Here is a 25,342-nt window from a genome sequence, read left to right on the forward strand (position 1 = left end):
TTATGAGTCGCATCGTCCAGACCTTCTCCCTCGAGGGCGGTCCGTGGCCGGGGATGGATCCCTTCCTGTTCACGGCGCACCATCGCGATGTCTACCCCGCGGCGGACGGCGACACGATGCGTCCCGCCACCGGCGTCGAGGGGCGCGACCTCGGCATGGATTTCTCCGGTCAGGACGGCTGGAGCATGTACCACGGCCGCCGCGTCCCCGGGTTCCCCCAGCATCCGCACCAGGGTTTCGAGACGATCACCATCGTCGAGGAGGGCCTCGTCGACCACACCGACTCGGAGGGCGCGGTGGCGCGTTACGGCGGTGGCGACACCCAGTGGCTCACGGCGGGACGCGGGGTCGCCCACGCGGAGATGTTCCCGCTGATCCACGACGACGCCCCGAACCCGTTGCACCTGTTCCAGATCTGGATCAACCTGGCGCCGGAGGACAAGAGCGCAGAGCCACATTTCGCGATGTTCTGGGCCGAGGACACCCCGGTCGTGGTCGAGACAGACCCTGCGGGGCGTACGAGCCGGGTCAAGGTGGTCGCGGGGGACTACCGCTCCACCCGCCCGCTGACGCCACCTCCGCACTCGTGGGCCGCCCGGACCGACGCCGGAGTAGCCGTCTGGCACGTGACGATGGAGCCCGGCGCTGAGCTGACGCTGCCGCCCGCGAGCGTCCCCGAGGCCGTTCGTACGCTCTATGTGTACGACGGCGAGGTGACGGCGAACGACACGACGCTGCGCACCGAGGGAGCCGTCGTGACCGCCGACTCGACGCTCGACCTCACCGCTGGGGCGGGCGGCGCGCGGTTCCTGGTGCTGCAGGGACGTCCGATCGGAGCACCTGTCGTGCAGCGCGGACCGTTTGTGACCAACACCCGCGAGCAGGTCGTCGTCGCGTACGCCGACTATCGCGCCGGCCGGTTCGGACGGTGGACGCTGCCGGTGGATGACCCTGTGCAGCCCCTGGACACCGGTCGTTTCGCCCGCTACCCTGACGGGACCGTCCTCACGCCACGTTGAGGGTCAGCGGTTGCGCACCTCGCCGCGCCGTAGCTCCGACGGGGGCAGTGTCTGGTGTGGAGTGTCTGGTGTGGTGTGGTCGCCGGGCCCGAGCCGGGCTAGCCTCACGACTGTGAGGATCGCCACCTGGAATGTGAACTCGGCCAAACAGCGCCTGCCCCGCATGATGCCCTGGCTGGCCGAACGCAAGCCTGATGTCGTCTGTCTCCAGGAGACCAAGCTCTCCGACGTCGCCTTCGGCGAACTGTTCGGCGAGCCCTTGGCGGCTCTGGGTTATGAGTTCGCCCACCACGGCGAGGGCCAGTGGAACGGGGTGGCGCTGCTGTCCCGGGTCGGCCTCGTCGACGTACGCCCCGGATTCCCGGGACAGCCGGATTTCGGTGGCCGGAGCGAGGCGCGGGCGGTGAGCGCGACCTGTGGCGGAATCCGCGTCTACAGCCTGTACGTGCCGAACGGGCGGGTGGTCGGCTCCGACCACTACGCCTACAAGTTGGACTGGCTCGACGCACTCGCGGCCGATGTGGCAGCGGGACCGGCCGAGCTCGCGTTGTGCGGTGACATGAACATCGCCCCGAGTGACGCGGATGTGTTCGATCCGGCCGCGTACGTGGGCCAGACCCACGTGACCGCGCCGGAGCGGGAGCGGCTCGCGGCGCTGGGCCTGACCGATGTGGTGCGGAAGCGGTGGCCGGCCGAGCGGGTCTTCTCCTACTGGGACTATCGGGCGGGGATGTTCCACCAGGACCTCGGGATGCGGATCGACCTCGTCCTCACGTCCACCTCCGTCGCCGATCGCGTCGCGGCCGCCTGGGTCGATCGCGCCGCCCGCAAGGGGACCGGTCCCAGTGATCATGCCCCGGTCATCGTGGACCTGGACGAGGCTCCGGACGGCGACATCGGGCCCGTCGTCCCGCCGCCCTCCAACCCCAAGCGGGGCGGCAGGACACGGCTCCCCCAGGCGCGTTGACTGCTGGACGCGGAAGGCGACAAAGGGCGATGGCCTGTGCCCCTCAAGTGGCCTACCGTGAGAGCTGCGGGTCAATGTGTGACTCGCATCACGGATCGGAGCCGGCAATGACTCGACACTCGCTCGCCTGCATCATCCCACCCGACCTGCTGGTCGTCCTGGCCCGCACGGCCGAACCCGACCAGCGCGACGCGCTGCTGTCCACCCTGTCCATCGACCAAGGGGTCCGCGTCGCTCGCGCCGAGATCGCCGCTCGCACCCTGGTGGCACCCGGAGCCCTCGCGCCCCGGGTAGGGGCGGGCACCCCCAACCGCAGCATCTACGACCAGAAGCATTCCACCGACAGCACCCCGGGCACGCTCGTCCGCTCGGAGGGCCAAGCCGCTGTCGCCGACGTCTCGGTGAACCAGGCCTATGACAACTTCGGCTACACCTACACGCTCTACTGGGACATCTTCCACCGCGACTCGATCGACGACCGGGGCCTGGCCATCGAGGGACTCGTCCACTTCGGCACCGACTACGACAACGCCTTCTGGGACGGCGCCGGTCACATGTTCTTCGGCGACGGTGACGGCAAGATGCTCACCGACACGACCAAGGGGATCGACGTCGTCGGCCATGAACTGACCCATGGCGTGACGCAGCACGAGGCGAACCTCACCTACTCGGGCCAATCGGGTGCGCTCAACGAGTCCGTCTCCGACGTCTTCGGTTCACTCGTGAAGCAGTACCACCTCGGCCAGACGGCGAGTCAGGCCAACTGGTTGATCGGTGCAGACATCGTCGGGCAGCAGCTCGCCCCCGCGCTGCGCTCGATGAAGGCGCCAGGCACGGCGAACCAGTACGACAACCAGCCCGCCACGATGGACCAGTACGTGAAGACGACGTCCGACAACGGCGGCGTCCACACCAATTCCGGCATCCCGAACCACGCCTTCTACCTCGCCGCTGTCGCCATCGACGGCAATGCCTGGGAAACGGCGGGGCAGATCTGGTACGACACCCTCACCGACCCGCGACTGCGACCCAACGCCACGTTCAGCGCCTTCGGCTCACTCACGCTGCGCGCGGCCCGCTCCCGCTTCGGCAGCACGAGCGCGGAAGCCACGGCTGTGCAGAACGCCTGGGACGGCGTCAAGGTCAAGGTGCGTTGAGCCCGAGATGACCGACGATCTCCACGTCAGCTACCGGCGTACGGGCGGTTTCGCCGGGCTCGAGATGGCGGCCGAGGCCGAGGGACCGGAGCTGTCGGGCGAGGTGGCCCGGATCGCCGATGGTCTGCTGGCCCGCGATGCGGACACGGCAGGGCCGGGATCCGGTCCTCCCCAGGGTGCCGATCGCTTCACGTACGTCCTCGAGGTGACCCGTAGGGAAGAGCACCGGACGTTCAGCTGGAGCGACGCCGAGATCCCCGAGGATGTCCGGCCACTGCTTGAGGAGCTGGGCAAGCGCTCCGAGCCGAGACGTGCCGGATGATCCCGATCAGCATGCCGTAGGGGCCGGTCTCCGACAGGAGCGCCGGCCCCTACTCTTTTCCGCCGGACCATTTACTGTGCGGACGATCCGAGGATCCACTGCATCGTCTGGTTGTAGGGCGTCGGTACACCGTGACGGGCACCCAGCGCGACCACCCGGCCGGCGAAGATGTCGACCTCCGTGGGACGTCCGGCCAGCACGTCCTGGTACATCGACGTCTGCCCCTGCGCGGGCTGCCCGGCCAGGACCCGGTCCCAGGCCGCCAGGTCGGCCTCGCCCAGCTCGACGCCCTCCGGCTCCGCCACGGCGATCACCTCGGCCATCAGCGCGAGCATCAGCGACCGGGCGGGTCCGTCGTGCTGGAACGCACCGTACGGGGCTCGCAGCACCGCGGAGGCCTGGTTGATCCCCACGTTGACCATGAATTTCCACCACATCTCATGCGGCATGTCCGCCGGTGCCACCCAGGCCAGCCCCGCCCGGTCCAGGGCCTCCTGCACGGCGGCCAGGCGTTCGGTCGTGCCCATGCCGGGCCCGACCCCGAGCGCGAGCCGACCCGGCTGCCGGTACCTGATCGCCGTCCCGTCCCGCTGCGCATCCATGGCCAGCGCGATAGCGAGCAGCACGCGGTCGGCCCCGTACGCCGCGGCGATGACCTCCTCGCTGTCGAGGCCGTTCAGGACGGAGAGGAACGTCGTCTGCTCACCGACCAGCGGCGCCACCTCCGCGACGGCGTCGGCGAGCTGGTGGTGCTTGACGGCGATGAGCACGAGATCGGCGGTCCGGCCACCGGAGTCCGTCCCGGTGTCGACGACCTCCGCACGGAGCGGGTCCCCGTTCACCGTGAGAGCGGCCGTCCGTAGCCGCTCGGCGCGCTCCCCACGGGCGACGAGCCAGGTGTCGAGACCTCCACTGGCGAAATGCTGCGCGTACATAGCGCCCATCGCGCCGGCGCCGACAATGGCCACGGTCCGGATGTTTCTCTCGGTCACTGCGGCAGCCTAATCGTCCGCCGTCGGCCGCGTCCTCACACGGACGCGAACCAGCCGTCGGGGCCGATCGCCGTGTTGAGGCGCGGCACGTACTGGTCGAAGTAGATCCGCGCGATGAGTTCGCGGCGGCTGCGGACGTCGGCCTTCTCGAAGATCGACTTGAGATGGTCCTGGACCGTGTAGCTGGAGACGTGCAGTGTGGCCGCGATCTCCTTGGTGTCCACACCCTGGAGGACGAGCTGGGTGACGTCGCGCTCGCGGACGGTGAGGTCGAAGGCTGCGACGACGATCGGCACGATCTCCGGGGGCCTGGCCTCGTCGATCGTCACCACCACCTCGCCACCGCCGCCGTCGCTGCGCGGGCTGAGCCGAGCGGCATGCAGGACGAGCCACTGCCCCGATCGCGACCGCACCCGGGCGCGTGGCGGCAGGTCGGTGAGTCCGGCGGCGAAACGGAGGGCTGCACCGACGAGGGCCCCGATCACGCCGGTCGCCTCCGCCGACGTCTCGTTGCCGACCAGGTCCAGCAGGCGTTCCTCGGCCCCGGTGCTGATCTGCTGGATGTTCCCGGCACCGTCGACGATGATCACCGCGGGTCCGGTCGGGGTCGGCACCGCACCGGACGCGACGCGCGTCAGCAGCCCGGTCCGTACGCCCGTCGACATCAGCTCCGACAGCGAGGCCATCAGGGCGAGGTCGTCGGCGTCGAAGGTCGGTGAGTCCGCACCCCGGAACAGGGACGCGGCGCCCCACACCTGGCCGTGGTCGCGCAACGCCACCCGCAGTTCGTCGGTGAAGCCGAAGTAGGGGACCATGAAGCCCTCGATCCGCCGCGACGGCCGGCCCTCGCGTGCCGTGAGTTCGCTCATGGCGACGGCGGGGACGTCCTGTCGGGCCAGCTCCCGGAACGAGGAGGACTCGACTTCCCCGTACTCGAGCATTCCCCATTCGCGATCCTGCTCGTCCCGGCCCTTGAGGTCGCCGTACTTCCGGGTGGCCGTGAGCAGCAGGGTGCCCGGATCGACCGTGGCGACACAGGCGGCGACGGACGGGACCGCACGCGAGATCGAGGCCATCGCCTCCTCCAGGAACGTGTCGACGTCCAGACCGGCATGCGCGATCACGTCGACGTCCCGGACCACCCGTTGCGCCATCAGCCCCCGATGCATAGCACCAGTGTGACGCGCACCACAGCGCGTGGCCATCCCAGACTTCTGGGGACCCGGACCCCCTCACCGGACGACCCGGAAGACGGCGTGGTTCGGGGATGGTCGGGCCGGTGGCGGGCGAGCACATTCGTGTCAGGCGCTGATCCCAGCACAGCCACCTCACACCGAAAGGCACTCCGATGACCATCGAGATCGACACCTCCACACCTCGACCCGCCGGCGGCCAACGGGCCGGCATCGACGGCGCAGTGGCCCGGGCGCTGCGGGCCCGCTGCGGCGACTTCGTCCACCTGCCCGGAGAACCGGCGTACGAGGCCGCCAGGCAGCCGTGGAACGCCGCCGTCGACCAACGGCCGGCCGCCGTGGCAAGCGTCCGCAGCGTCGACGATGTCGTGTCCGTGGTCCGCGCCGCCGCAGCCCTGGGCCTGCGCGTCGCGCCGCAGGGGACCGGGCACGGTGCGGGTCCGTTCGACGGCCGTTCCCTGTCCGACGTGGTCCTGCTCCGCACCGACACCCTGCGGGAGGTCTCGATCGACCCGGCGAACAGACTGGCGCGGGTAGCAGCCGGAACGCAATGGCAGGACGTCGTCGAGGCGGCCGCACCTCACGGACTCGCCGCACTGCACGGATCCTCTCCGGACGTCGGTGTCTGCGGGTTCTCCCTCGGCGGCGGTCTCGGCTGGTACGCACGCAAGCTCGGGCTGGCGTGCAACGCCCTGACGGCGGTGGAACTGGTCACCGCCGGCGGCGACCTGGTCCGGGCTGACGCGCACCACCATGCCGATCTCTTCTGGGGCGTCCGTGGCGGCGGCGGCAACTTCGGTGTGGTGACCGCGCTGGAGTTCCGGCTGTTCCCGATCGCCGACGCGTACGCCGGCATGCTGCTGTGGGATCTGGCCCGGGCCGAGCCGGTGCTGCGCCGCTGGGCCGCGTGGTCGGCCGCGGCGCCCGACGAGGTCACCACCTCGCTGCGGTTCCTGCGGTTCCCTCCGCTGCCCGACCTGCCCGACTTCCTCCGCGGACGCCGGCTCGTGGTGATCGACGGCGCGGTGCTCGGCGACGACGCGTACGGCGCCGACATCATCGCGCCACTGCGGGAATTGGGCCCGGAGATGGACACGTTCGGCCGGACGCCCGCGGCCGCGCTGTCACGCCTGCACATGGACCCTGAGGGGCCCACCCCGCGGTCACCTCGAGCACCCTGCTCGACGAACTCGACGAGGACGCCATCAACGCCTTGCTGCAGGTAGGGGGACCGCAGGCGGACACGTCGCTGCTGGCGATCGAACTGCGCCAGCTCGGCGGGGCGGTGAACCGTCCGGCTGCCGGAGGAGGTGCCCTCGACCATCTGGACGGGTCGTACGCGGGGTTCTTCCTCGGCATGGCCGTCACGCCCGAGATGGCCGCGCAGGGGAGCGCCGACGCGGCCCGGGTCGTCGACGCCGTGTCCGGATGGTCGACGGGCGGCCACTACCTCAACTTCGCCGACACCACCGTGGAAGTGCGGGACGCGTACGCCACCGAGGACTGGCTGCGGCTGCGGGCGCTGCGGTCCCGGGTGGACCCCGACGGCCTGTTCGTGGCCAACCATCCGATCACCGGACTGCGCGGGGCCGCGGAGCGCGGCTGAGCCCCTCGCGGCAGGTCCCGGGTGGCGACGTGGATCGAGGTCGTTCCTGGGTATTCGACACGTAACCATCCCGCCCGACCTCGAACCTGGAATCCGTCGCCGAGGAGCATCGTGTCCGCAGTCATCACCACGTATCTGAAGGACCACCACGCCGGAGTCACCGCAGGTCTGGAGGTCTTCGACCGCGTCGCCTCCTCCCACAGCGACCTGCAGGTCCGCGAAGCCGTGGCGGCCATCGCCCGAGAAGTCCGGGAGGATCGGCAGAGTCTCGAGGACATCATGCAGACCCTGGGAGTCGAACCCTCACTCCTCAAGGACACGGCGAGCAGCCTGGGGGAGAAGGTGACCAGGCTGAAGCCCAACGAACACCTTGCCCAGCGATCGCCCTTGTCCGACCTCGTGGAACTGGAGGCCCTGGTCCTGGGCGTACGCGGAAAGCGTCTCCTCTGGAAGTCGTTGCTGGCTGTGGGCGACCCGCGTCTGGATCACGGCCGACTCAACGAACTCGTGGAACGTGCCGAGACCCAGGAGAACCAACTCGAGGCGCTGCGCCTCTCCCAGGCCCCAAGCTGCTGCAGTCGTGACAGCTCCGTGTCACGTACGGCACCGCCGGTGAATCGGGGCCCGGGTCGGGCGAAGGGGCACCGGACCAGCCACCCGACCGGTGGGTCTGACGGGCTCCTATTCGCCTTCGGCCTGGGAAGGCCTGTTCGTATGCGGATCGGCGGTGCCCTCGTCGTCCGGATCGTTCGTCACGTCGAACGGTTCGTCCATGACCTCGTCCGGGTCACCCTCCGCCGACGAAGGGCGTACGGGGTTGGGGTCGGGGTGGTGCTCAGCGCTGTCATTCATGGTTCTCTCCGATCGAGATTCCTGCGTCCCCGACTTCCAGCGTACGAAGCCGTGAGGAACGTCACAAGGTGGACCGGGCCGGCGAGCCAGCGCATCCGGCGGGCGAGGGAGGGCGGGAACGCTGGTCCGGAATGGAACACTGGTCTGGATGAGTGCGCACGCCACACCGGCCCATGTCCGTGTCGAGGGACTGTCGCGTCACTTCGGCACGGGAGAGTCACGCGTCGAGGTGCTGCACGACGTGTCCTTCTCCGTCGCGCCCGGAGGCCGCTGCGTGATCGTGGGGGCTTCCGGATCGGGCAAGTCCACGCTGCTCAACGCCATCGGAGGGCTGGACAGCCCCGACGCCGGGAGCATCCACGTCGCCGGCCAGGAGATCACCGCGCTGTCCCCTCGAGGGCTGACGCGCTACCGGCGTGACCACGTCGGCTTCGTCTTCCAGTTCTACAACCTGGTGCCCGACCTGACCGTCCGGGAGAACGTCCAGGTCACCGCCCAACTCGTCCGCCGGCCCTTGGACATCGACGACCTGCTGCACCACCTCGGTCTGGACGAGCATCGCCACAAGTTCCCCGCCCAGCTGTCCGGAGGTCAGCAGCAGCGCTGCGCGATCGCCCGGGCCCTGGTCAAGGGATCCGACCTGCTGTTGTGCGACGAACCGACCGGGGCCCTTGACCGCCACACCTCCCAGCAGATGCTGGAGGTGCTCGAGGACGTGCACCGGCGCTACGGGACCACGCTGGTCATGGTCACCCACAACGAGGCGATCACCGCGCTGGCGGATCAGGTGATCGAGCTGCGCGACGGCCGGATCGTCCGGGATGAGATGAACACCCACCCGCGCGCCGCGGAAGAGCTCGACTGGTGACCACCTCTGCCGTCCGCCTCACCGCGGTGCGCAATTGGCGCGGATTCCGGACCACCTGGGCACGCTGGAGCGCCATCGTCGTGCTGCTCACCGTCGGTCTGGGCGTCGTGGTCGGCCTGCTCGCCTCGGCCACGTCGACACTCCAGGGGATCGAGCGAGGAGCCCGGGAGGGCCGGCTCGCCGATGGCATGGTGATCACCGAGGTCCCGCTCACGCCCGCCCAGCTCGCCGACGCCCAAGCCGTCGGGGCGAGGATCGAGCCCACGCCGTACGTGGACGTGCCCGGCCGCTCGGGGGACCAGGACACGACGGTACGGGCCTTCCGGGCCGACCAGAAGGTCAGCCGACCCACGCTCGATGTCGGGGCCCTGCCGGGCCGCACCGACGAGGTGATGGTCGAGAAGAAGCATGCCGCCGCCCACGATCTGCGGGTGGGGGACACGGTGATGGTCGGCGGGCGGCAGCTGCGGATCAGCGGGATCGGCAGCCTGCCCGACTACACGCTGGCCAGCCCCCGGCTGGGGCAGACGAGCGACCCCGCCACGTTCGCCCTGATGGTGGTTGATCCCCGTACGTACGAGCAGCTCGCCGCCTCCCACCCCCGCGACGAGGTCTACGCCTACGGCTACGTCCTCACCGGCGCCAGCCAGGACCGACTGCGCCAGCACCTGCAACAGATCCCGCTCGATCCCGACCGGGCCCGCGACCCGTACGTCACCCGGGCGATCGAGGCGGCCCGGCAGGGTGGGGTGCCACTCAGCTACCCGGCGATGTCGTTGTTCCTGCCGTCGGGGGACAACCCACGCATCACCGGAGCCATCTCGGACGCCCGCACGACGATGGTCGTGACGCTGGTGACGACCGTGCTGGTGACCCTGCTGGTGGCGTACGTCCTCGCCGAGTTCTCCCGGGACCGGATCCTGCGCGATGCCGTGGTGATCGGCACCCAGTCGGCGCTGGGGACGGGAGAGGCCGCGTTGCTGCGCTACTACCTGATCCTGCCGCTCGTCGTGACCGTGGTCGGTGCCGGGATGGGGACCATCCTCGGCCGATTGATGGCCCCGTCCCTGGGTCTGGTCACCGGCTACTACTCGTTCCCCGCGATCTCGGTCGAGCCGACCCCACTCATCGTGGTCGCCACTATCGCGGTCCCCGCCCTGGCGGTGGCGCTGGTCAACATCCTGGTCATCCACCGCGCTCTGGACCGACCGACCCAGGAGTTGCTGCGCCGCCAGGTCTCGGCGGGCCCGAGCCTGCCGCTGCGACTGGATCGGCTGCCGTTCGTGACGATGTTCCGCCTACGCCAGGCCCTGCGCACCCTGGGCAGCTACCTGCTCATCGCCGCAGGGTTGTTCCTGTGCAGCCTGCTGATGGTGTTCGGGCTGGGGATGCGCAGCTCGATGGACGCCTATCTCGCCCGGGCCGAGGCCGACCTCACCTTCCACGACTACTACACGTTGCGCTTCCCCGACCTGACGAAGGTCCCCGCCGGCGCCCATCCGGCCGTTGCCGTACCGATGCAGGTGCTCGACCGGGACGGGCGAGCGGGCAAGTCACTGACCGTGCTGGGGATAGCGCCGGGCGATCCGTACTTCCCGATCGACGTCAGCCGACTCGGGCCGCACGAACTGGTCCTCTCGAAGGCTGCGGCGCAGAAGTACCGGCTGGACGTGGGGGACACCCTGGCGTTGAGTGACGGCTCCACGCTCAACTGGGCGTTCCGGGTCGTCGGGGTGGCCGACTACGACGCCATCGCCTTCGGCTTCACCACACCGGCCCGTGCGGAGGAGTTGCTGGACCCGGCCATCCCGGTCGCCGCGCGGCGGATGAGCGCGCCGGACGGGGGAGTGGTGGTCCCGTACTACAACGCCCTGTTGTCGGACCAACCGCTGGATCTCGACCCCGATCGGGTGCTGAGCCACGCCACCCGGGAGGAGATGCTCGGGGGGTGGTCAAGTTCAATGCGTTGCTCTCGCGCATCGTGTCGCTGGTCACCTGGTCGTCGATGTTGATCATGGTCGTCGTGCTCTACGTGCTCGTCCGTCTGGTCGTCGCCCGGCAGCGCTACTCGATCTCTCTGCTGAAGGCCCTCGGCTACTCCGACCGGCAGGTGAGCCGGCTCTACCTCGACAACTACCTGTGGCTGGTGGTCGGCGCGATGACCGTGTCCATCCCGGTGTCGCTCGCGATCATGAGCCAGGTCTGGCGGCTGATGATCGTCCACTTGCCCCTCGGCATCCCGTTCTTCGTCACGTTGCGCGACGTCGCGGTGATGGCTGGGTTGGCCCTCGGGGCGTACGCGGTGGTCCGGCTGGCCACCTCGCACGACACCCGATCGGTGCCGGTGACCGAGGTGCTGAAGTTCCGGGAGTGAGTCAGGAGAACTTCGCCCGATAGGCCATGCCGGCCAGGACGTACGCGACGACGAGGATCCCGACGCACCAGGCGAGGGCGACCCAGAGGTCGCTGCCGACGGGCTGCTGGGTGAACAGGTCGCGGATCGCGTTGACGATGGAGGTCACCGGCTGGTGCTCGGCGAAGGCACGCACCGGACCGGGCATGGTGGCGGTGGGCACGAAGGCCGAGCTGATGAACGGCAGGAAGATCAGCGGGTAGGAGAACGCACTCGCGCCGTCCACCGACGTCGCCGTGAGCCCGGCGATGACGGCGATCCAGGTCAGTGCCAGGGTGAAGAGCACCAGGATGCCGACCACCGCGAGCCAGGCCAGCACCCCCGCTCCGGAGCGGAAGCCGATCAGGAGCCCCACGAGGATGACGATCCCGACCGAGACCAGATTGGCGACCAGGGACGTCAGCACGTGGGCCCACAAGACGGATGATCGGGTGATCGGCATGGACCGGAACCGCTCGACGATCCCGCCCTTCATGTCCAGGAAGAGCCGGAAGGCGGTGTAGGAGATGCCCGAGGCGATCGTGATCAGCAGGATGCCCGGCAGCAGGTAGTTGACGTAGCGGTCCGCCCCGGTGGTGATCGCGCCGCCGAACACGTAGACGAACAGCAGCAGGAAGGCGATGGGCATGATGGTCGTGGTGATGATGGTGTCCAGGCTGCGCGTGATGTGACGCAGGGACCGCCCGAGCAACACCGCGGTGTCGCTGGCGACGTGTGTGGTCATCGGAGTTCCTTGCTCTGGGTCGCCGCGCTGCCGTCGGCAGTGGTCTCGCCGACGAGGGCGAGGAAGACGTCCTCGAGCGTCGGCTGCTTCTCGACGTACTCGACCGTGGCGGGCGGCAGCAGTCGCCGGAGCTCGGCCAGCGTGCCGTTCACGATGATCCGTCCCTCGTGGAGGATGGCGATCCGGTCGGCGAGCTGCTCGGCCTCGTCGAGATACTGCGTGGTGAGCAACACCGTGGTGCCGCCGGCAGCGAGGCTCTTGACGGCCCGCCACACCTCCTGACGCGCCTGCGGATCGAGCCCGGTCGTCGGCTCGTCGAGGAAGACGACCGGCGGAGCCCCGATCAGGCTCATGGCGATGTCGAGCCGTCGGCGCATACCGCCCGAGTACGTCGACACCTTCCGCGCCGCCGCATCCGTCAACGCGAAACGTTCCAGCAGCGCATCGGCGATGGCCACCGGATCCTTGACATGGCGCAGACGAGCAACCAGGACAAGGTTCTCCCGCCCAGTGAGCACGTCGTCGACCGCGGCGAACTGTCCGGTGAGGCTGATCAACTCGCGCACCTGCGCGGACTGCGTGACCACGTCGAAGCCGTTGACGGCGGCGCTCCCCGCATCGGGCCTCAGCAGGGTGGCGAGGATCTTCACCACCGTGGTCTTGCCGGCGCCGTTCGAGCCGAGCAGCGCGAAGATGGTGCCGGGCGCCACCTCGACGTCGACACCCTGCAGCACCGCCAGCTTCTTGTACGACTTCGTCAGGCCCTGCGCGTGGATGGCGGCCATGGCAGTCATTTCTTGTCCCCTCGTTCGGCCCGCTCGATCGTCTCGGTGAGCCGGGCCCGTTCCTTGTCGATCCATCGCTTTCCGACGTAGGCCTGGACGAAAGCCTCGGCGAACTCGACCGGGTCCTCGCCGACGATGTCGCGCACGGGTGTCGCGTCGATGGCCGCACGCTCCCAGAGTTCCGTGAAATCTCCCAGCATCGTCACGGCGACGTCACCGTCGGTGGTGCCCGCGCTGTACATGAAGTACCGGTACAGGGCCTTCGCGACCGTGAGGTACGGCTCGGGAAGCGCATCGAGGCGGGCCCGGTAGGCCCGGTACTGCTTCTTCTGCTCGAGCGATCCCGTCAGCTGCTCGATCCATTTGGCTGCCATGTCAGTTGCCTCCTTGGCGGAGCTGTTCCAGTCGTTCTGCAAGGAAGCTCCACGTCCCCCAGAACTCATCGAGGTAATCCCGTCCCCGGCCGTTGAGCGAATACACCTTCCGCGGTGGCCCCTTCTCTGACGGGACCTTCTCGACGTCGACGTAGCCACGCTGCTCGATCCGGACCAGCAGGGCGTAGATCGTGCCCTCGGCGATCTCGGTGAAGCCCTGTTCCCGCAACCAGGCGGTGATCTCGTACCCGTACGCGGGACGTACGGACAGGAGGGCGAGGACGATGCCCTCCAGGGTCCCCTTGAGCATTTCCGTCAGCTGCTTGCCCACGGAACACCTCCTGCGCTACTAAGCAATACTGACTACAAGTACATAGTAGCGCTAGGTAGCTTGATGGCAAGCCCTGCCGATGATGCGTCGTGATTCGCGCTGTCGCTGTCCGCGCTGGTCAGCTCGACGAGGCAGTGCTTTCCGGGACGGCCCGCCGACGGACCATCTCGGTGACCCAGAGGGGCACGTACGGAGACGTGCAGCCCGGGGGAGTCGGGTAGTCCTTGAGCACCGCCAGGCGCTCCCCGATGGCGACCACGCGGGCGCGATGTTCGGCGTGCTCGATCCCGATGTGGCCGAGGCACTCGTTCATCGCCCATTGCAGCCGTACCGGGGCGTCCTTCATTCCTGCCTCGATGACGTCGAGCAGGGCCACCAGGTCGAGCCCCGCTGACGACTTGCGCACCCGCTCCGAGGTCAGGGCCCACCCGGCGCTGGCGACCGACGGATCAGGATCGGCAAGCCACGCCTGCCGCAGGGATTCGGCGTGGGGGCTCTTCTTCACCACGTAGCCGACGAGCCAGTCCTGCACCTTGGGCGTACGCGATCCGCGCACCATCGCATCCAGTTCGTCGCGCTCGTACGCCTTCGGGCGGCAGACCAGGATCGCCAGTAGGCGCGCCGCCGAGTCCCCGGTCGCCCAGAGTAGGCGGGCCAGGTCCTGCTGGGTCTTCAGCCGCTTGGCGAGGGCGCGTAGGGCCGTGAGGTTCACGGCATGGTCGTCACCGTGTCTGGCGTTGACCTCGCCGATCCTCGGATCGGCGAGGCCTGCCAACTCCGCCATCACCTCGGCCAGCGCCGGCGTCGTCGCTGCCTGCGTCACCGCGGTTCCTCGGAGAGGTCGGCGACCGGGACGGGAGCCTCGACCGGGGCGACCAGATCCTCCACCGGCAGGCCACCGGTGGTCAGCGCAGGGGTGGTGGTGTCGTCGAGCCCGGTCGGCCCCTCGTCCTCCTCCGGTTCCTCCCCCTGGGGTCCGTCGTCCTCGACCGGGCGCTCGGGCGCCGGCGGGTGCACCTCCGTACGGGACCGATCGGAGAAGGCCTCGGTGACGGTCTGGATCGCCCGGGTGAGTTCGCCAGGGATGACCCAGAGGGTGTTGTTCTCACCCTCGGCCAGTTGCGGCAGCATCTCGAGATACTTGTAGGCCAACACCTTCGGGTCGGCGTCGTTGCGATGAACGGCTCGGAAGACCAGGTCGATGGCCTTCGCCTCGCCGTCGGCCCGCAGGATCGCCGCCTGCTGGTCGCCCTGCGCCTCGAGGATCGACTGCTGCCTGGTGCCTTCGGCTGTCAGGATCTTCGCCTGCCGTTCACCTTCGGCGTGCAGGATCGTGGCGCGCTTGTCACGCTCGGCGCGCATCTGCTTCTCCATCGCCTCCTTGATGGTGGCCGGGGGATCGATCGCCTTGATCTCGACGCGGTTCATCCGGATGCCCCACTTGCCGGTGGCGTCGTCGAGGACCGTCCGGAGCTGCGCGTTGATCTCCTCACGCGACGTCAAGGTCCGCTCCAGGTCCATGCTGCCGATCACGTTGCGCAGCGTCGTCACCGTCAACTGGTCGATGGCCTGAAGGTAGTTGGCCACCTCGTAGACCGCGGCGCGCGGATCGGTGATCTGGTAGTACAGGACGGTGTCGATGTTGACGACCAGGTTGTCCTGGGTGATCACCGGTTGGGGTGCCGAGGTGAAGACCTGCTCCCGGATGTCGAGGCGGCTGTTGATCCGATCCGCCAGCGGCACGATGAAATTCAGCCCCGGTTGCAGGGTCGTTCGGTAGCGCCCGAACCGCTCGATGATGTACCGGCGGGCCTGGGGGACCACGCGTACGCTCCCCAGGACGAGGAAGGCGACCAGGATCGCCACGACAATGATCGGCACCAGGACCAGATTCATCGCCACTCATCTCCGTTCAATGTGGGTGTCACGGTAGAAGTTCGCGGGGGTAGACGACCACCCGAGCGCCGTCGATCTCCAGGACCTCGACGGTCGTGCCCTCAGGGATGACCTGCGACTCGTCGAAGGAGCGGGCGGACCATTCCTCGCCCGCGATCTTGACCAGGCCCTGCGTCGCGCCGACCTGCTGCAGCACCACCGCGGAGCGGCCGATCAGTGCCTCGGTGCCCTCACGCGACAACGGGGGAGTGTTCAACTGCCGCTGGGCGATGGGACGGATGACCAGCAGGCCGAGGGCCCCGGAGATCGAGAAGGCGAGGACCTGTGCCAGCAGTCCGCCTCCGAGCCCGGACACCACGGCGGCGACCAGCGCGGCGGCGGCGAGCAGTCCGAACGCGAAGGTGAGGGTGAACACCTCCAGGACACCGAGCGCTCCAGCCGCGATCAACCACAGGAACCACGGCATGGCTTGGGCCTCCCCTCTGAGGGCTACCTCAAATCTACCGGAGAGACGCAACGGCGAGTCCCGGCGACGCGACCTTCAGCGGACCACCTCGCGGTGCCCGGCGTCGAGGCGCCGGGTCCAGCCACGATGATCGAGGTGCTCCAGCAGCGGGATGACGACCCGGCGCGTCGTATCGAGAGCCTGCCGGGCCTCGCTGGTGGTGAAGGGCTGGGGCAGGCTCGCGAGTCGCCGCATGGCGAGTGCGGGGGCCGTCGGGGCCAGCACGATCTGATCGCCGAGGTCGAGTAACCTGCCCAGGCTCACCGCCGCAGCGATCTGGCGCGGGCCCAGCCCCAGCTCCGTCAGCTCCTGCCGCTCCGGGGCCAGGAACGGCTGTCGAGCCAGCCTGCGCTCGATCTCCACCAATCCGGGTTCGGCCGGCCCCAGGGTGGGCCGGGTGCCGGGCCGGGCGACGTGGCCCTCACACAGCTCCAGGCCCGCGTCCTCTGCCAAGGGTGCCAGCAGGGCACGGTCGGGCAGGCCGAGGACACCGGCGGCGGCAGCCATCGGCATCCGGGGACGCAACGGGTTGGTCGCGGCGTACGCGGCGACGCTCTGGCGCAGGGCCTCAGCCCAGCCCTCCCAGACCTCTCCGTCGATCAGGTAGTGACCGCTGCGGTGAACGCCGGCCAGTACCTCGTCCGGGGATCCGCCGAGGAGCTGCAGATCGTGGCGGGTCATCCAGCCGCGCCGATGCACCTCCCGCGCGGGATCCAGGTGGTGGGAGGCGTCTTCCAGCTCCGCTGCCCGCTGCCGGGCGGCGCCGCGCCGGTCGAGGTCCGGCGGGTCGGCGTCGAGGACCACAGCACCGGCCAGCACGCGCTGCTGCCCCGGGTCGCGGAGCACCAGACGGTCACCTGCCTGCAGCGGCAGCGCCGCCCGCCAACTGATCCGGGCGAAGCGGGTCCCCAGCAGACGGACGTGCACCGCCCGGGAGGTCGTGCCGACGTGGGCCATCAGGTGGCCGGGAAGCCGGTCGGGGACGGGATTCAGGGCCACGTCGACGACCTCGCTGTGATGCCAGGCCCCCGTGAGCAGCGTGTCGCCGCGCACCACCTCGTCTGCGGCGACGTCGCGCAGGTTCACCGCCACGCGCGCCGGAGCCGACACCTGCGGATGGTCCTGGCCAAGGCTCTCGAGAGCGCGGATGCCGACCGTACGACCGGGCAGCTGGACGCGGTCCCCGACCCGCAGGGTGCCGGATTCCAGAGTGCCGGTGACAACAGTGCCGGCACCCCGGATGGTGAACGAACGATCGATCCACAACCGGACCCTGCTCGACGGGGCCGGTGCGGGCAGGCTTGCGATGAGCCGCGTCAGCGCGCCACGCAGCTCCTCGACCCCGTCGCCGGTCATTGCCGACACACTGACCGCCTCGCAGCCGGCCAGCGGGGTGGACCGGAGTCGCTCGCGGGCCTGCCCGAGCGCTGGGGCGGGGTCGGCCAGATCCTTGCGCGTGATGACCAGGAGCCCGTGGGAGATGCCGAGGGCGGTGATGGCGTCGAGGTGCTCCTGGCTCTGGGCACGCCAGCCCTCGTCGGCCGCGACGACCAGCATCACCGCGGGGACGGGTCCGAGCCCGGCCAGCATGTTGGCGATGAAACGCTCATGACCCGGCACGTCGACGAACGCCACCTCCTCGCCGGACGCGAGTCGCGTCCAGGCGAAGCCGAGGTCGATGGTGAGACCACGCGCCCGCTCCTCGGCCCAGCGATCGGGCTCGATCCCGGTCAGCGCCCTGACCAGGGTCGACTTGCCGTGGTCGACGTGGCCGGCGGTGGCGATCACCCTCATCCGGCATCTCCCGTGGTGGTGAGGGCGGCCAGGATCGCGTCGCGCAGGGCGTCGTCATCGGCGGTGGGGACACAGCGCAGGTCGACCAGACACCGCCCCGCATCCACCCGGGCGAGGACCGCCGGCTCGCCTCGACGCAGGAGCTCCGCCACCCTGCTCGGGAGGGCCACGGCGTAGCCGCTGAGCGCGACGCCAGGGGCACCGCCACCGCCGACCCGGCCGGCCGATTCGACGATCTCCCCGCCCACCGCTTCGGCCAGCTTCCAGGTCCGGCCACGCAGATCCTCGGGGCGCAGGTGCCGCATCCGGGTGACGGGCGGTTCGGGGCCCGTCAGGGTCGCCTCCAGTGCGGCCAGGGTGAGCTTGTCCACCCTCAGCGCCCGGGCGAGCGGATGCCTGCGCAGCCGCTCGACGAACGGGGCGGCGCCGAGGACGATGCCGGCCTGCGGGCCCCCGAGGAGCTTGTCGCCGCTGGCCGTGACCAACGCCGCCCCCTGCCGCAGCGTCGTGGTGGCATCGGGCTCGTCCGGCAGGGCCGGGTCGGGTCCCAACAGGCCCGAACCGATGTCGGCGATCACGGGCACGCCGAGCCCGGCCAGCTGCGCGATCTCCACACCGCTGGTGAAGCCCTCGATGCGGAAGTTGCTCGGATGGATTTTGAGGAGGCAGCCGGTCTCGGGACCGATCGCAGCGCGGTAGTCGTCCAGATGCGTACGGTTCGTCGTCCCGACCTCGCGGAGCCGTGCGCCGGTCGAGGCGATCAGGTCGGGCAGCCGGAAGCCGTCCCCGATCTCCACCATCTCCCCCCGCGACACCACCACCTCCCGCCCCGCGGCGAGAGCTGTCGTCGCCAGCACCAGGGCGGCGGCACCGTTGTTGACCACCAGAGCCGCCTCGGCCGGCACAACGGCGGACAGCAAGGCGTCGAGGACGCCACGACCTCGCCGAGAGCGCTGCCCGCTGGCCAGGTCGAGTTCGACGTCGACGTACCCGGCAGCGATGACCAACGCCTCCACCGCGGCGGGGGACAGCGGTGCCCGTCCGATGTTGGTGTGGATCACGACCCCGGTGGCATTGATCACTGGTCGCAGGCTCGTCGCCCTGGTCGGCAGGGCGGCCAGGGCATGGCCACGGACGGACTCGGGAGGGATCTCGCCGGCGCGGGCACGCTGTTGCGCCTGGACGATCGCGGCCTTGACCCTGGCGGGTCCCAGCCGGTCGATCGCCGCGCGGAAGCCGGGCTCGTCCATGAGCACATCCGTGCGGGGTATGGCACGCCGCGGATCACCGGCCACCGGCATCCCTTCGTGGTGATGGCGGAGGCGGACGGGAATCGAACCCGCCAGGCCGAGATACCCGGCCTCACCGGTTTTGAAGACCGGGGGACCACCAGGTACCCATACGCCTCCCTCGGCCAGGAGTCTAGCCGGAGGGCGCGGCTCGGCCAGGGGGAAATGCGTGCACACGTGTCGATCGGCGAGAACCCATGCCGCGCCCCTGTCGCGCCCGGCACTCCGCGCTTCCCCTGTCCCGGGGCCATGCCGATCGTTAGGCTCGTCACATGAGTGAGACCCGGCTGACCCAGTTCGCCCATGGGGGAGGGTGCGCCTGCAAGATCCCGCCCGGTGAGTTGGAGGAGATGGTCGGCGGTCTGGTGGGCCGCCGCGATCCCCGACTCGTCGTCGGACTCGATGACGGCGACGACGCCGCCGTCGTCCGGCTCCGGGACGCCGGTGACGAGGTGGTCATCTCCACAGCTGACTTCTTCACCCCCGTGGTGGACGACGCGTACGACTGGGGCCGGATCGCCGCCGCGAATGCCCTCAGCGACATCTACGCGATGGGCGGCCTGCCGACGATGGCGATCAACCTGCTCGGATGGCCGCGCGGCGTGCTCCCGACGGAACTGGCCAGGGAAGTGCTGCGGGGCGCGCTGGACGTCTGCGACCAGGCGGACACCCCCTGGTCGGCGGCCACAGTATCGACTCCCCGGAACCGACCTATGGTCTCGCCGTGACGGGGGTGGGACGTGCCGATCGCCTCCTGCGCAACGATGCGGCCCGGGCGGGGACACCGATCAGCCTGACAAAGCCGCTCGGCGTCGGGGTGCTGAACAACCGTCACAAGGCCACCGGCGAGGTCTTCGCGCACGCCGTGGAGTCGATGGTCGCCCTCAACGCCGCTGCTTCGGCGGCCGCCCTTGCCGCCAGGATCACCGCGGCCACCGACGTCACCGGGTTCGGGCTGCTGGGGCACCTGTACAAGATGGCCCGGGCCTCCGGGGTCACGGCGGTCGTGGACGCGGCCGCCGTCCCGTACCTGGCCGATGCCCGTGAGTCGTTGGCCGCCGGGTTCATCCCGGGCGGCAGTCGCCGGAACCTGGAGTGGGTCAGGCCGTGTCTCGACAGCCGAGTGGGCGAGGACGAGTTGCTGCTGCTGGCTGACGCGCAGACCTCCGGCGGCCTGCTGCTCGGCGGGGAGATCGCCGGAGCGCCGGTGATCGGAGAGTTCGTCCCGGCCGGTCCGGCGGCCGTGGTCGTCCGCTGACCGCGGCCGGTCCGCTCAGGCCGAGGGCGATCGCACCTCGTCCCCCAGAGGCATGTCCCCGGGACCGCGGCTGGCCCCGGCGCCACCCCCGACGACGTCGTTGCTCGCGGCCAGTCACCGCCCGGCTGGGTGATCCCGTGTCCCTCGGCCGCCACGCGCTCGGCGCGGGCCCGCTGCGGCTGGACCGTGTAGCGCGGATCCTTCGCGGACTCGATCCCAGCGCGGAAGATCGCGAAGCGGGTGCAGACCGAGCCGGCCATCAGCGCCAGACCGCTGATGGCGGCCCCCGCACGATGGCGGCCCAGCACGGCCGCCCCCAGCGCTCCGGCAACGGACAGGGCGCGGGCCGCCGCGTTCAGCCTGCCGGCGTCGCCCTCATGCAGGGGCTGGGCGAGATCGCCGAGGTCGCGCTTCATCAAGGCGTCCGCGGCCAGGTCCGCGGCGACGGCGAGGACTGCCGTCGTACGTACGGGACCGGTTTCGGCCGGGGAGTGGTGACCAGCGCCAGCCCGCTCCCGGCGGCAAGGGCGGAGGCGACGAACACGAAGGGCAGCTTCGGGTAGGCCTCGTGCCAGGTGGGCGACGCGGTGTCCGCCAGCAGCACCGCCGTGTAGGCCGCCAACGGCGGGGCGAAGAACGCCGTCCCGGCACTGGCCAGGCCGTCGACGAGACCTATCGCTGAACGCAACGTCGAGCCGCGCGGCACCATCGCGCAGGCCACCTCGGTCGCGATCCCCGTTCCCGCGGCGGCGCTGAATCCGGTCAGGATCCAGGTGCCGACGGACATCGGCGAGGTGAGCTTCACCGTGCGGATCATGTTGATCGCCCGCTCGGGGCGACCCAGATCCTTCATCAGGGTCAGACCGCTCGCTGCGGCGCCGAGGATGGCGGCGATCCGGGCCCGCCGCCGCAAGCGAGGCCGCCCCGTCGCATGTCCCCCCGCCGCCAGCAGCCCGGAGCCGGCCGCGAGACCGCCGATGAACAGGTACGTCGGGATGGGGTTACCCCACGGCGCCGGCTTCACGACGTTCCGCCCGTAGTAACTGGTGAAGTCAGCCTCCGGGACAGTGGCGTTCGGATCCGCCCTGCGCCGGCGCCGGGCGTCCTGACCCGGTGAGGCCGGGCGACGCGGCGGCTCGGGTGGGCGGTCCTGGTCGAACGGGCTCGTGCTCATCTCATCCTTCCGGTCCCCGCGAAGATCGCGATCACGGCGCCGAGCATGGCGGTGCCGGCGATCCCGGCCCGGGTGAACATCGCCCCCAGGTCAGCGGTCGGCACCACCGGGTCCGGCGGCAGGCCGTACGCCTCGGGTTCGTCCATCAACAGGAACACCGATCCGGTGCCACCGACGCCGTCCTCGGGGTTCGCGCCGTACAGCCGGGCCTCGGTGTGGCCCTGGGCATGGAGCGTCGCGAGTCGCTCCCGCGCGAGCTTCACCATCTCGTCGTGGTCGCCGTACTTGATGCTGGTGGTGGGGCAGGTCTGGGCGCAGGCGGGGGTGCCGCCGACGCCGATCCGGTCGTAGCAGAGGGTGCACTTCTGCGCGACGCCGGCCTTGGGGATCGCTTCACGTTGCCCGTTGCCGACTTCGACGGTGCCGGCCTCACGGCGGCCGATCACACCGAAGGGGCAGGCCGCCACGCAGTAGCCACAGCCGTTGCAGACGTCGTCCTGGACCACGACGGTGCCGAACTCGGTACGGAACAGCGCCCCGGTCGGGCACACGTCGAGGCACCCGGCGTGCGTGCAGTGCTTGCAGACGTCCGAACTCATCAGCCAGCGGACGTCAGGCAACTCCGCCTCGGCCCCGACCGCCGCGCCGTCGGAGGGTCCAGGGGGAGTGGACGTCGCAGCCGCGGCGGGCTGCCCGATCGTCGGCATCCCCAGCGAAACCGCGCCCGAGCGGCGGGCCCTGGCCAACTGCTCGGCGTCCTGTTCGACGAAAGCGACGTGTCGCCAGGTATTGGCGCCCAGATGGCCGGTGTTGTCGTACGACGAGCCGAGCATCTGCAGGCCCCCCTCGTCGACCGGACGACCGGGGACGTGGTTCCATTCCTTGCAGGCCACTTCGCAGGCCTTGCAGCCGATGCAGATCGAAGTGTCGGTGAAGAAACCCTTCCTCGGCCGATGCGGCTCCCAGTTCGCATCGGCGGCGGGATCGGTGGGGCCCGTGAGTTGCCTGCGCCAGAATCCCATCACTCCTCCTCCGCTTCGTGGACGTCGGTGCCCGGGGCGCTCTCCTCGGCATCGCCGGGTGTCCCCGCGAGGGCGCTCCCGAGTGCCGCGTTGCTGGTCTGGGGGGTGATGCCCGCCCGGCGGCGATACTCCTCGACCAGCTCCAGCAGGGCAGGGCCCCGCGGCCGTCGACCCGGACGGATGTCGCAGGAGGCGACCTTGGACTCCTGGATCTGGACGTTCGGGTCGAGGACGACACCGAACAGGTCGTTGGCCGCGTCCCCGCTGACGATGGCCTGGTTACCCGTTGCCCAGTGGTACGGCATGGCGATCTGGTGCACCGTACGACCCTCGATGGTCAGGGCCGATATCCGGTCCGTCACCATCACCCGGGCCTCGATCGCGGCCCGAGCCGAGATGATGGTGGCCCACCCCCGGTCCTCCAGGCCCCTTTCGGCGGCCAGTTCGGGCGACACCTCGCAGAACATCTCCGGTTGGAGCTCAGCGAGGTAGGGCAACCAACGGCTCATCCCGCCGGCTGTGTGGTGTTCGGTGAGTCGGAAGGTCGAGAAGACGTACGGATACACTTCGGCCCCCGGTGCGTTACCGGACGGAGCGAACAGGTTGTCGGGACGCCGGAACGTCCCCCGCGCCGGATTGGACTGCTGGGTGTAGAGCGGATTGACGATCGGCGACTCATTCGCCTCGTAGTGGGTGGGGAACGGCCCGTCCACCAGGCCCTTCGGGGCGAAGAGCCAGCCCTTGCCGTCGGCCTGCATGATGAACGGATCGATGCCGTCCAGGCCCTTCGGTCCTCCCGTGCCGTCCGGTGCACGGTAGGAGGGCGCGGTCTGGGGCGGGAAGTCGGGTACGTCCTTGCCGGTCCACTTGCCAGTCTCCTCGTCCCACCAGACATACTTCTTGCGCTCGCTCCAGGGCTTCCCGTCCGGATCGGCGGAGGCACGGTTGTAGAGGATGCGCCGATTGGCGGGCCAGGCCCAGCCCCACTTGGAGGCCACCAAGTCCTGCTCGTCGGCGGGCACCCGGTTCGCGGCATGGTTGGTGCCGTCGGCATAGACGCCGGTGTAGATCCAGCAGCCGCCACTCGTCGAACCGTCCGCTGCCATCTCGGTGTAGGCGTTGAGCAGTTGACCCGCCTTCTCCCCACTGAGGTGGCGGCCGTTGACCTCCATCAGGACGGACTCCGGGACGATCTCACCATGCTCGTCGACCGGGTAGTCCCAGGTGACGTCGAGCAGGGCGCGGTCCCGTGGGTCACCCGAACCGGCCACCTTCTCCCGCAGCTTCTTGCCGAGCAGGTAGAAGAACTGCAGGTCGCTCATCGCCTCGCCCGGCGGCGACACCGCCTTCTCCCGCCACTGCAGCAGGCGCTGGGTCTGGGTGAAGCTGCCGGCCTTCTCCACGTGGGTGGCTGCGGGCAGGAAGAACACCTCGGTGCCGATGTCCTCGGTGACGAGCTCACCGCTCTCGATCTCGGGGCTGGCCCTCCAGAAATCCGCGGTCTCGATCAGCTGGAAGTCCCGGACGACCAACCACTTCAGGTGGGCGAGGCCGAGCCGCTGCATCTTGGCGTTGGCCGAGCCCACCGCGGGGTTCTGCCCGATCACGAAGTAGCCGGCGATCTCGTCGCGCAGCATCGACATCACCGTCTGATAGGTGCCGTGGGCACCGGTCAACCGAGGGAGATGGTCGAAGCACCAGTCGTTCTCCTTGGTGGCGGCGTCACCCCAGTAGGACTTCATCAGACTGACCATGTAGGCGTCGGCGTTCGCCCAAAAGCCCTTCTGCTGCTTGGACGCGATGTTGGCGAGGTACTCCTCGAAGGTGTCCTGCTGACCGGCCACCGGCATCGGCAGGTAGCCGGGCAGCAGGTTGTACAGGGTGGGGATGTCCGTGGACCCCTGGATCGAGGCATGACCACGCAGCGCCATGATCCCGCCGCCGGGACGGCCCATGTTGCCGAGCAGCAACTGCAGGATCGCCGCCGTACGGATGATCTGGGCCCCCATACTGTGCTGGGTCCAACCGACCGCGTAGCAGAAGGCGGTCGTGCGCTCGCGCCCCGAGTTGCTGGTGATCGCGTCGGCCAGATAGGCGAAGTCCTCCGGGGAGATGCCACACGCCTGCTGCACCATCTCGGGGGTGTAGCGCCGGTAGTGCTTCTTCAGCAGTTGGAAGACGCACTGGGGGTCGGTCAGCGTCTCGTCGCGCTCCAGTTCGGCGTGCTCCAGGGACGGTCCACCGGACCCGTGGCTCTCGCCCGCGGAGCTGGTGCTGAGGTCGCTGCCATGAGGATGACCCCCGGACGGCCCGGCGACACCGCCCAGCTTGCCGCCCTCGAGGGACTCCACGTCACCCTCCGACTTGTACGCCCAGCTGGTCAGGTCGTACGAGTGGCGGTCCTCGTTGAAGCCGCTGAACACGCCATCCAGGTCCTCCGTGTCGCGGAAGTCGTCGTTCACGATCGTCGCGGCATTGGTGTAGTTGAGCACGTACTCGTGGAACCACAGATCGTTGCTCAGCACATGGTTGATCAGGGCACCGAGGAGAACGATGTCACTGCCCGCCCGGATCGGCAGGTGCCGATCCGCCTGCGCCGACGTACGGGTGAAGCGTGGGTCGACGTGGATGATCTTCGCCCCCCGCAGCTTGGCCTCGGTCACCCACTGGAAACCGACCGGATGGCACTCGGCCATGTTGGAGCCCTGGATGACGATGCAGTCGGAGTTCGACAGGTCCTGCAGGTACTGCGTGGCGCCACCGCGCCCGAACGAGGTCCCCAGACTGGGGACCGTGGCGGA

Annotated in this window: 23 protein-coding genes, 1 tRNA gene and 2 pseudogenes; 10 read left to right on the top strand and 16 right to left on the bottom strand. The window is 69.6% G+C overall.

The window, feature by feature from the left end; genetic code table 11:
• Positions 1-2 precede the first annotated feature (2 nt).
• From Rai3103_RS14755 to Rai3103_RS14770, 4 genes are all read left to right on the top strand, one after another.
• On the top strand, positions 3-1,019 hold the full coding sequence (locus tag Rai3103_RS14755) for a pirin family protein (protein WP_153573214.1): 1,017 nt from the start codon (positions 3-5) through the stop codon (positions 1,017-1,019).
• A gap of 112 nt (positions 1,020-1,131) precedes the next feature.
• Positions 1,132-1,986: an exodeoxyribonuclease III gene (locus Rai3103_RS14760; RefSeq protein ID WP_153573215.1), complete on the top strand. Its 855-nt coding sequence runs from the start codon at positions 1,132-1,134 to the stop codon at positions 1,984-1,986.
• A 107-nt stretch (positions 1,987-2,093) separates the two neighbouring features.
• Positions 2,094-3,143: a M4 family metallopeptidase gene (locus tag Rai3103_RS14765; protein WP_228488960.1), complete on the top strand. Its 1,050-nt coding sequence runs from the start codon at positions 2,094-2,096 to the stop codon at positions 3,141-3,143.
• A 7-nt stretch (positions 3,144-3,150) separates the two neighbouring features.
• Positions 3,151-3,465 carry a protealysin inhibitor emfourin gene (locus Rai3103_RS14770; RefSeq protein ID WP_153573217.1) on the top strand — a complete coding sequence of 105 codons (315 nt, stop codon included), beginning with the start codon at positions 3,151-3,153 and terminating at the stop codon, positions 3,463-3,465.
• Between the two features lie 71 nt (positions 3,466-3,536).
• On the opposite strand, the gene Rai3103_RS14775 is transcribed toward Rai3103_RS14770, so the two are convergent.
• Together Rai3103_RS14775 and Rai3103_RS14780 are read right to left on the bottom strand one after the other, a co-directional pair.
• Positions 3,537-4,457, bottom strand: coding sequence for a ketopantoate reductase family protein (locus Rai3103_RS14775; protein WP_153573218.1), 921 nt, complete (start codon positions 4,455-4,457; stop codon positions 3,537-3,539).
• A gap of 35 nt (positions 4,458-4,492) precedes the next feature.
• Positions 4,493-5,626: a LuxR C-terminal-related transcriptional regulator gene (locus tag Rai3103_RS14780; RefSeq protein WP_153573219.1), complete on the bottom strand. Its 1,134-nt coding sequence runs from the start codon at positions 5,624-5,626 to the stop codon at positions 4,493-4,495.
• Positions 5,627-5,805: 179 nt separating this feature from the next.
• On the opposite strand from Rai3103_RS14780, the gene Rai3103_RS14785 reads away from it, so the two are divergent.
• Both Rai3103_RS14785 and Rai3103_RS18005 read left to right on the top strand, forming a co-directional pair.
• Entirely contained in the window at positions 5,806-6,876 is a 1,071-nt protein-coding gene (locus tag Rai3103_RS14785; protein WP_228488961.1) for an FAD-binding oxidoreductase, read from the top strand.
• Positions 6,864-7,256, top strand: coding sequence for a BBE domain-containing protein (locus Rai3103_RS18005; protein WP_228488962.1), 393 nt, complete (start codon positions 6,864-6,866; stop codon positions 7,254-7,256). Before Rai3103_RS14785 ends, Rai3103_RS18005 begins: the two co-directional genes overlap by 13 nt.
• A 681-nt stretch (positions 7,257-7,937) precedes the next feature.
• Here the strand turns inward: Rai3103_RS18005 and Rai3103_RS14790 are convergent.
• Positions 7,938-8,108 (bottom strand): hypothetical protein, encoded by a 171-nt coding sequence (locus tag Rai3103_RS14790; protein ID WP_153573220.1) that lies wholly within the window; start codon positions 8,106-8,108, stop codon positions 7,938-7,940.
• A 148-nt stretch (positions 8,109-8,256) separates the two neighbouring features.
• Between Rai3103_RS14790 and Rai3103_RS14795 the strand changes: the two genes are divergently transcribed.
• From Rai3103_RS14795 to Rai3103_RS14805, 3 genes are read left to right on the top strand one after another with little or no spacing between them, the layout of a single operon-like run.
• Positions 8,257-8,976 carry an ABC transporter ATP-binding protein gene (locus Rai3103_RS14795; protein WP_153573221.1) on the top strand — a complete coding sequence of 240 codons (720 nt, stop codon included), beginning with the start codon at positions 8,257-8,259 and terminating at the stop codon, positions 8,974-8,976.
• On the top strand, positions 8,973-10,988 hold the full coding sequence (locus tag Rai3103_RS14800) for an ABC transporter permease (RefSeq protein ID WP_153573222.1): 2,016 nt from the start codon (positions 8,973-8,975) through the stop codon (positions 10,986-10,988). The genes Rai3103_RS14795 and Rai3103_RS14800 overlap by 4 nt, the downstream gene beginning before the upstream one ends.
• Complete coding sequence (locus tag Rai3103_RS14805; RefSeq protein WP_153573223.1) at positions 10,925-11,350, top strand: FtsX-like permease family protein; 426 nt, start codon at positions 10,925-10,927, stop codon at positions 11,348-11,350. The genes Rai3103_RS14800 and Rai3103_RS14805 overlap by 64 nt, the downstream gene beginning before the upstream one ends.
• Position 11,351: 1 nt before the next feature.
• Here the strand turns inward: Rai3103_RS14805 and Rai3103_RS14810 are convergent, their stop codons facing one another.
• From Rai3103_RS14810 to Rai3103_RS14855, 10 genes are all read right to left on the bottom strand, one after another.
• The gene (locus tag Rai3103_RS14810) at positions 11,352-12,113 is read right to left on the bottom strand and encodes an ABC transporter permease (protein ID WP_153573224.1); all 762 of its coding nucleotides are present in this window, start codon (positions 12,111-12,113) and stop codon (positions 11,352-11,354) included.
• A complete protein-coding gene (locus Rai3103_RS14815) occupies positions 12,110-12,907 on the bottom strand; it encodes an ABC transporter ATP-binding protein (RefSeq protein ID WP_153573225.1) in 798 nt (265 codons plus the stop codon). The genes Rai3103_RS14810 and Rai3103_RS14815 overlap by 4 nt, the downstream gene beginning before the upstream one ends.
• Positions 12,904-13,272, bottom strand: a complete 369-nt coding sequence (locus Rai3103_RS14820) for a DUF1048 domain-containing protein (protein WP_153573226.1) — start codon at positions 13,270-13,272, stop codon at positions 12,904-12,906. The genes Rai3103_RS14815 and Rai3103_RS14820 overlap by 4 nt, the downstream gene beginning before the upstream one ends.
• Position 13,273: 1 nt before the next feature.
• Positions 13,274-13,603 (bottom strand): PadR family transcriptional regulator, encoded by a 330-nt coding sequence (locus tag Rai3103_RS14825; protein WP_153573227.1) that lies wholly within the window; start codon positions 13,601-13,603, stop codon positions 13,274-13,276.
• A 118-nt stretch (positions 13,604-13,721) separates the two neighbouring features.
• Complete coding sequence (locus tag Rai3103_RS14830; protein ID WP_228488963.1) at positions 13,722-14,426, bottom strand: DNA alkylation repair protein; 705 nt, start codon at positions 14,424-14,426, stop codon at positions 13,722-13,724.
• A complete protein-coding gene (locus Rai3103_RS14835) occupies positions 14,423-15,499 on the bottom strand; it encodes an SPFH domain-containing protein (protein ID WP_153573228.1) in 1,077 nt (358 codons plus the stop codon). The genes Rai3103_RS14830 and Rai3103_RS14835 overlap by 4 nt, the downstream gene beginning before the upstream one ends.
• A gap of 28 nt (positions 15,500-15,527) precedes the next feature.
• Complete coding sequence (locus Rai3103_RS14840; RefSeq protein ID WP_153573229.1) at positions 15,528-15,965, bottom strand: NfeD family protein; 438 nt, start codon at positions 15,963-15,965, stop codon at positions 15,528-15,530.
• 75 nt (positions 15,966-16,040) lie between these two features.
• Positions 16,041-17,798 (bottom strand): selenocysteine-specific translation elongation factor, encoded by a 1,758-nt coding sequence (selB, locus tag Rai3103_RS14845; RefSeq protein ID WP_153573230.1) that lies wholly within the window; start codon positions 17,796-17,798, stop codon positions 16,041-16,043.
• Positions 17,795-19,099 (bottom strand): L-seryl-tRNA(Sec) selenium transferase, encoded by a 1,305-nt coding sequence (selA, locus tag Rai3103_RS14850; RefSeq protein ID WP_153573231.1) that lies wholly within the window; start codon positions 19,097-19,099, stop codon positions 17,795-17,797. The genes selB and selA overlap by 4 nt, the downstream gene beginning before the upstream one ends.
• A 13-nt stretch (positions 19,100-19,112) precedes the next feature.
• Positions 19,113-19,207: transfer RNA gene (locus Rai3103_RS14855), tRNA-Sec, on the bottom strand.
• 152 nt (positions 19,208-19,359) lie between these two features.
• Between Rai3103_RS14855 and selD the strand changes: the two are divergent.
• Positions 19,360-20,345 (top strand): annotated as a pseudogene (gene selD / locus Rai3103_RS14860) (selenide, water dikinase SelD).
• 415 nt (positions 20,346-20,760) lie between these two features.
• Here the strand turns inward: selD and nrfD are convergent.
• From nrfD to fdh, 3 genes and pseudogenes are all read right to left on the bottom strand, one after another.
• Positions 20,761-21,519, bottom strand: coding sequence for an NrfD/PsrC family molybdoenzyme membrane anchor subunit (gene nrfD / locus Rai3103_RS14865; RefSeq protein ID WP_228488964.1), 759 nt, complete (start codon positions 21,517-21,519; stop codon positions 20,761-20,763).
• Positions 21,516-22,541: a 4Fe-4S dicluster domain-containing protein gene (locus tag Rai3103_RS14870; RefSeq protein ID WP_153573232.1), complete on the bottom strand. Its 1,026-nt coding sequence runs from the start codon at positions 22,539-22,541 to the stop codon at positions 21,516-21,518. Before Rai3103_RS14870 ends, nrfD begins: the two co-directional genes overlap by 4 nt.
• Positions 22,541-25,333 (bottom strand): annotated as a pseudogene (gene fdh, locus Rai3103_RS14875) (formate dehydrogenase); the annotation flags it as partial. The pseudogene fdh and the gene Rai3103_RS14870, both read right to left, overlap by 1 nt.
• Positions 25,334-25,342: the final 9 nt, after the last annotated feature.

The sequence above is a fragment of the Raineyella fluvialis genome, from assembly GCF_009646095.1.
Taxonomy (GTDB): Bacteria; Actinomycetota; Actinomycetes; order Propionibacteriales; family Propionibacteriaceae; genus Raineyella; species Raineyella fluvialis.

Coding starts and splice junctions, on each gene's coding strand:
- Rai3103_RS14755 (WP_153573214.1), top strand. CDS start 3: ATGAGTCGCATCGTCCAGACCTTCTCCCTCGAGGGCGGTCCGTGGCCG.
- Rai3103_RS14765 (WP_228488960.1), top strand. CDS start 2,094: ATGACTCGACACTCGCTCGCCTGCATCATCCCACCCGACCTGCTGGTC.
- Rai3103_RS14770 (WP_153573217.1), top strand. CDS start 3,151: ATGACCGACGATCTCCACGTCAGCTACCGGCGTACGGGCGGTTTCGCC.
- Rai3103_RS14780 (WP_153573219.1), bottom strand. CDS start 5,626: ATGCATCGGGGGCTGATGGCGCAACGGGTGGTCCGGGACGTCGACGTG.
- Rai3103_RS14785 (WP_228488961.1), top strand. CDS start 5,806: ATGACCATCGAGATCGACACCTCCACACCTCGACCCGCCGGCGGCCAA.
- Rai3103_RS14790 (WP_153573220.1), bottom strand. CDS start 8,108: ATGAATGACAGCGCTGAGCACCACCCCGACCCCAACCCCGTACGCCCT.
- Rai3103_RS14795 (WP_153573221.1), top strand. CDS start 8,257: ATGAGTGCGCACGCCACACCGGCCCATGTCCGTGTCGAGGGACTGTCG.
- Rai3103_RS14810 (WP_153573224.1), bottom strand. CDS start 12,113: ATGACCACACACGTCGCCAGCGACACCGCGGTGTTGCTCGGGCGGTCC.
- Rai3103_RS14815 (WP_153573225.1), bottom strand. CDS start 12,907: ATGACTGCCATGGCCGCCATCCACGCGCAGGGCCTGACGAAGTCGTAC.
- Rai3103_RS14820 (WP_153573226.1), bottom strand. CDS start 13,272: ATGGCAGCCAAATGGATCGAGCAGCTGACGGGATCGCTCGAGCAGAAG.
- Rai3103_RS14835 (WP_153573228.1), bottom strand. CDS start 15,499: ATGAATCTGGTCCTGGTGCCGATCATTGTCGTGGCGATCCTGGTCGCC.
- Rai3103_RS14840 (WP_153573229.1), bottom strand. CDS start 15,965: ATGCCGTGGTTCCTGTGGTTGATCGCGGCTGGAGCGCTCGGTGTCCTG.
- selB (WP_153573230.1), bottom strand. CDS start 17,798: ATGAGGGTGATCGCCACCGCCGGCCACGTCGACCACGGCAAGTCGACC.
- selA (WP_153573231.1), bottom strand. CDS start 19,099: ATGCCGGTGGCCGGTGATCCGCGGCGTGCCATACCCCGCACGGATGTG.
- nrfD (WP_228488964.1), bottom strand. CDS start 21,519: ATGAGCACGAGCCCGTTCGACCAGGACCGCCCACCCGAGCCGCCGCGT.
- Rai3103_RS14870 (WP_153573232.1), bottom strand. CDS start 22,541: ATGGGATTCTGGCGCAGGCAACTCACGGGCCCCACCGATCCCGCCGCC.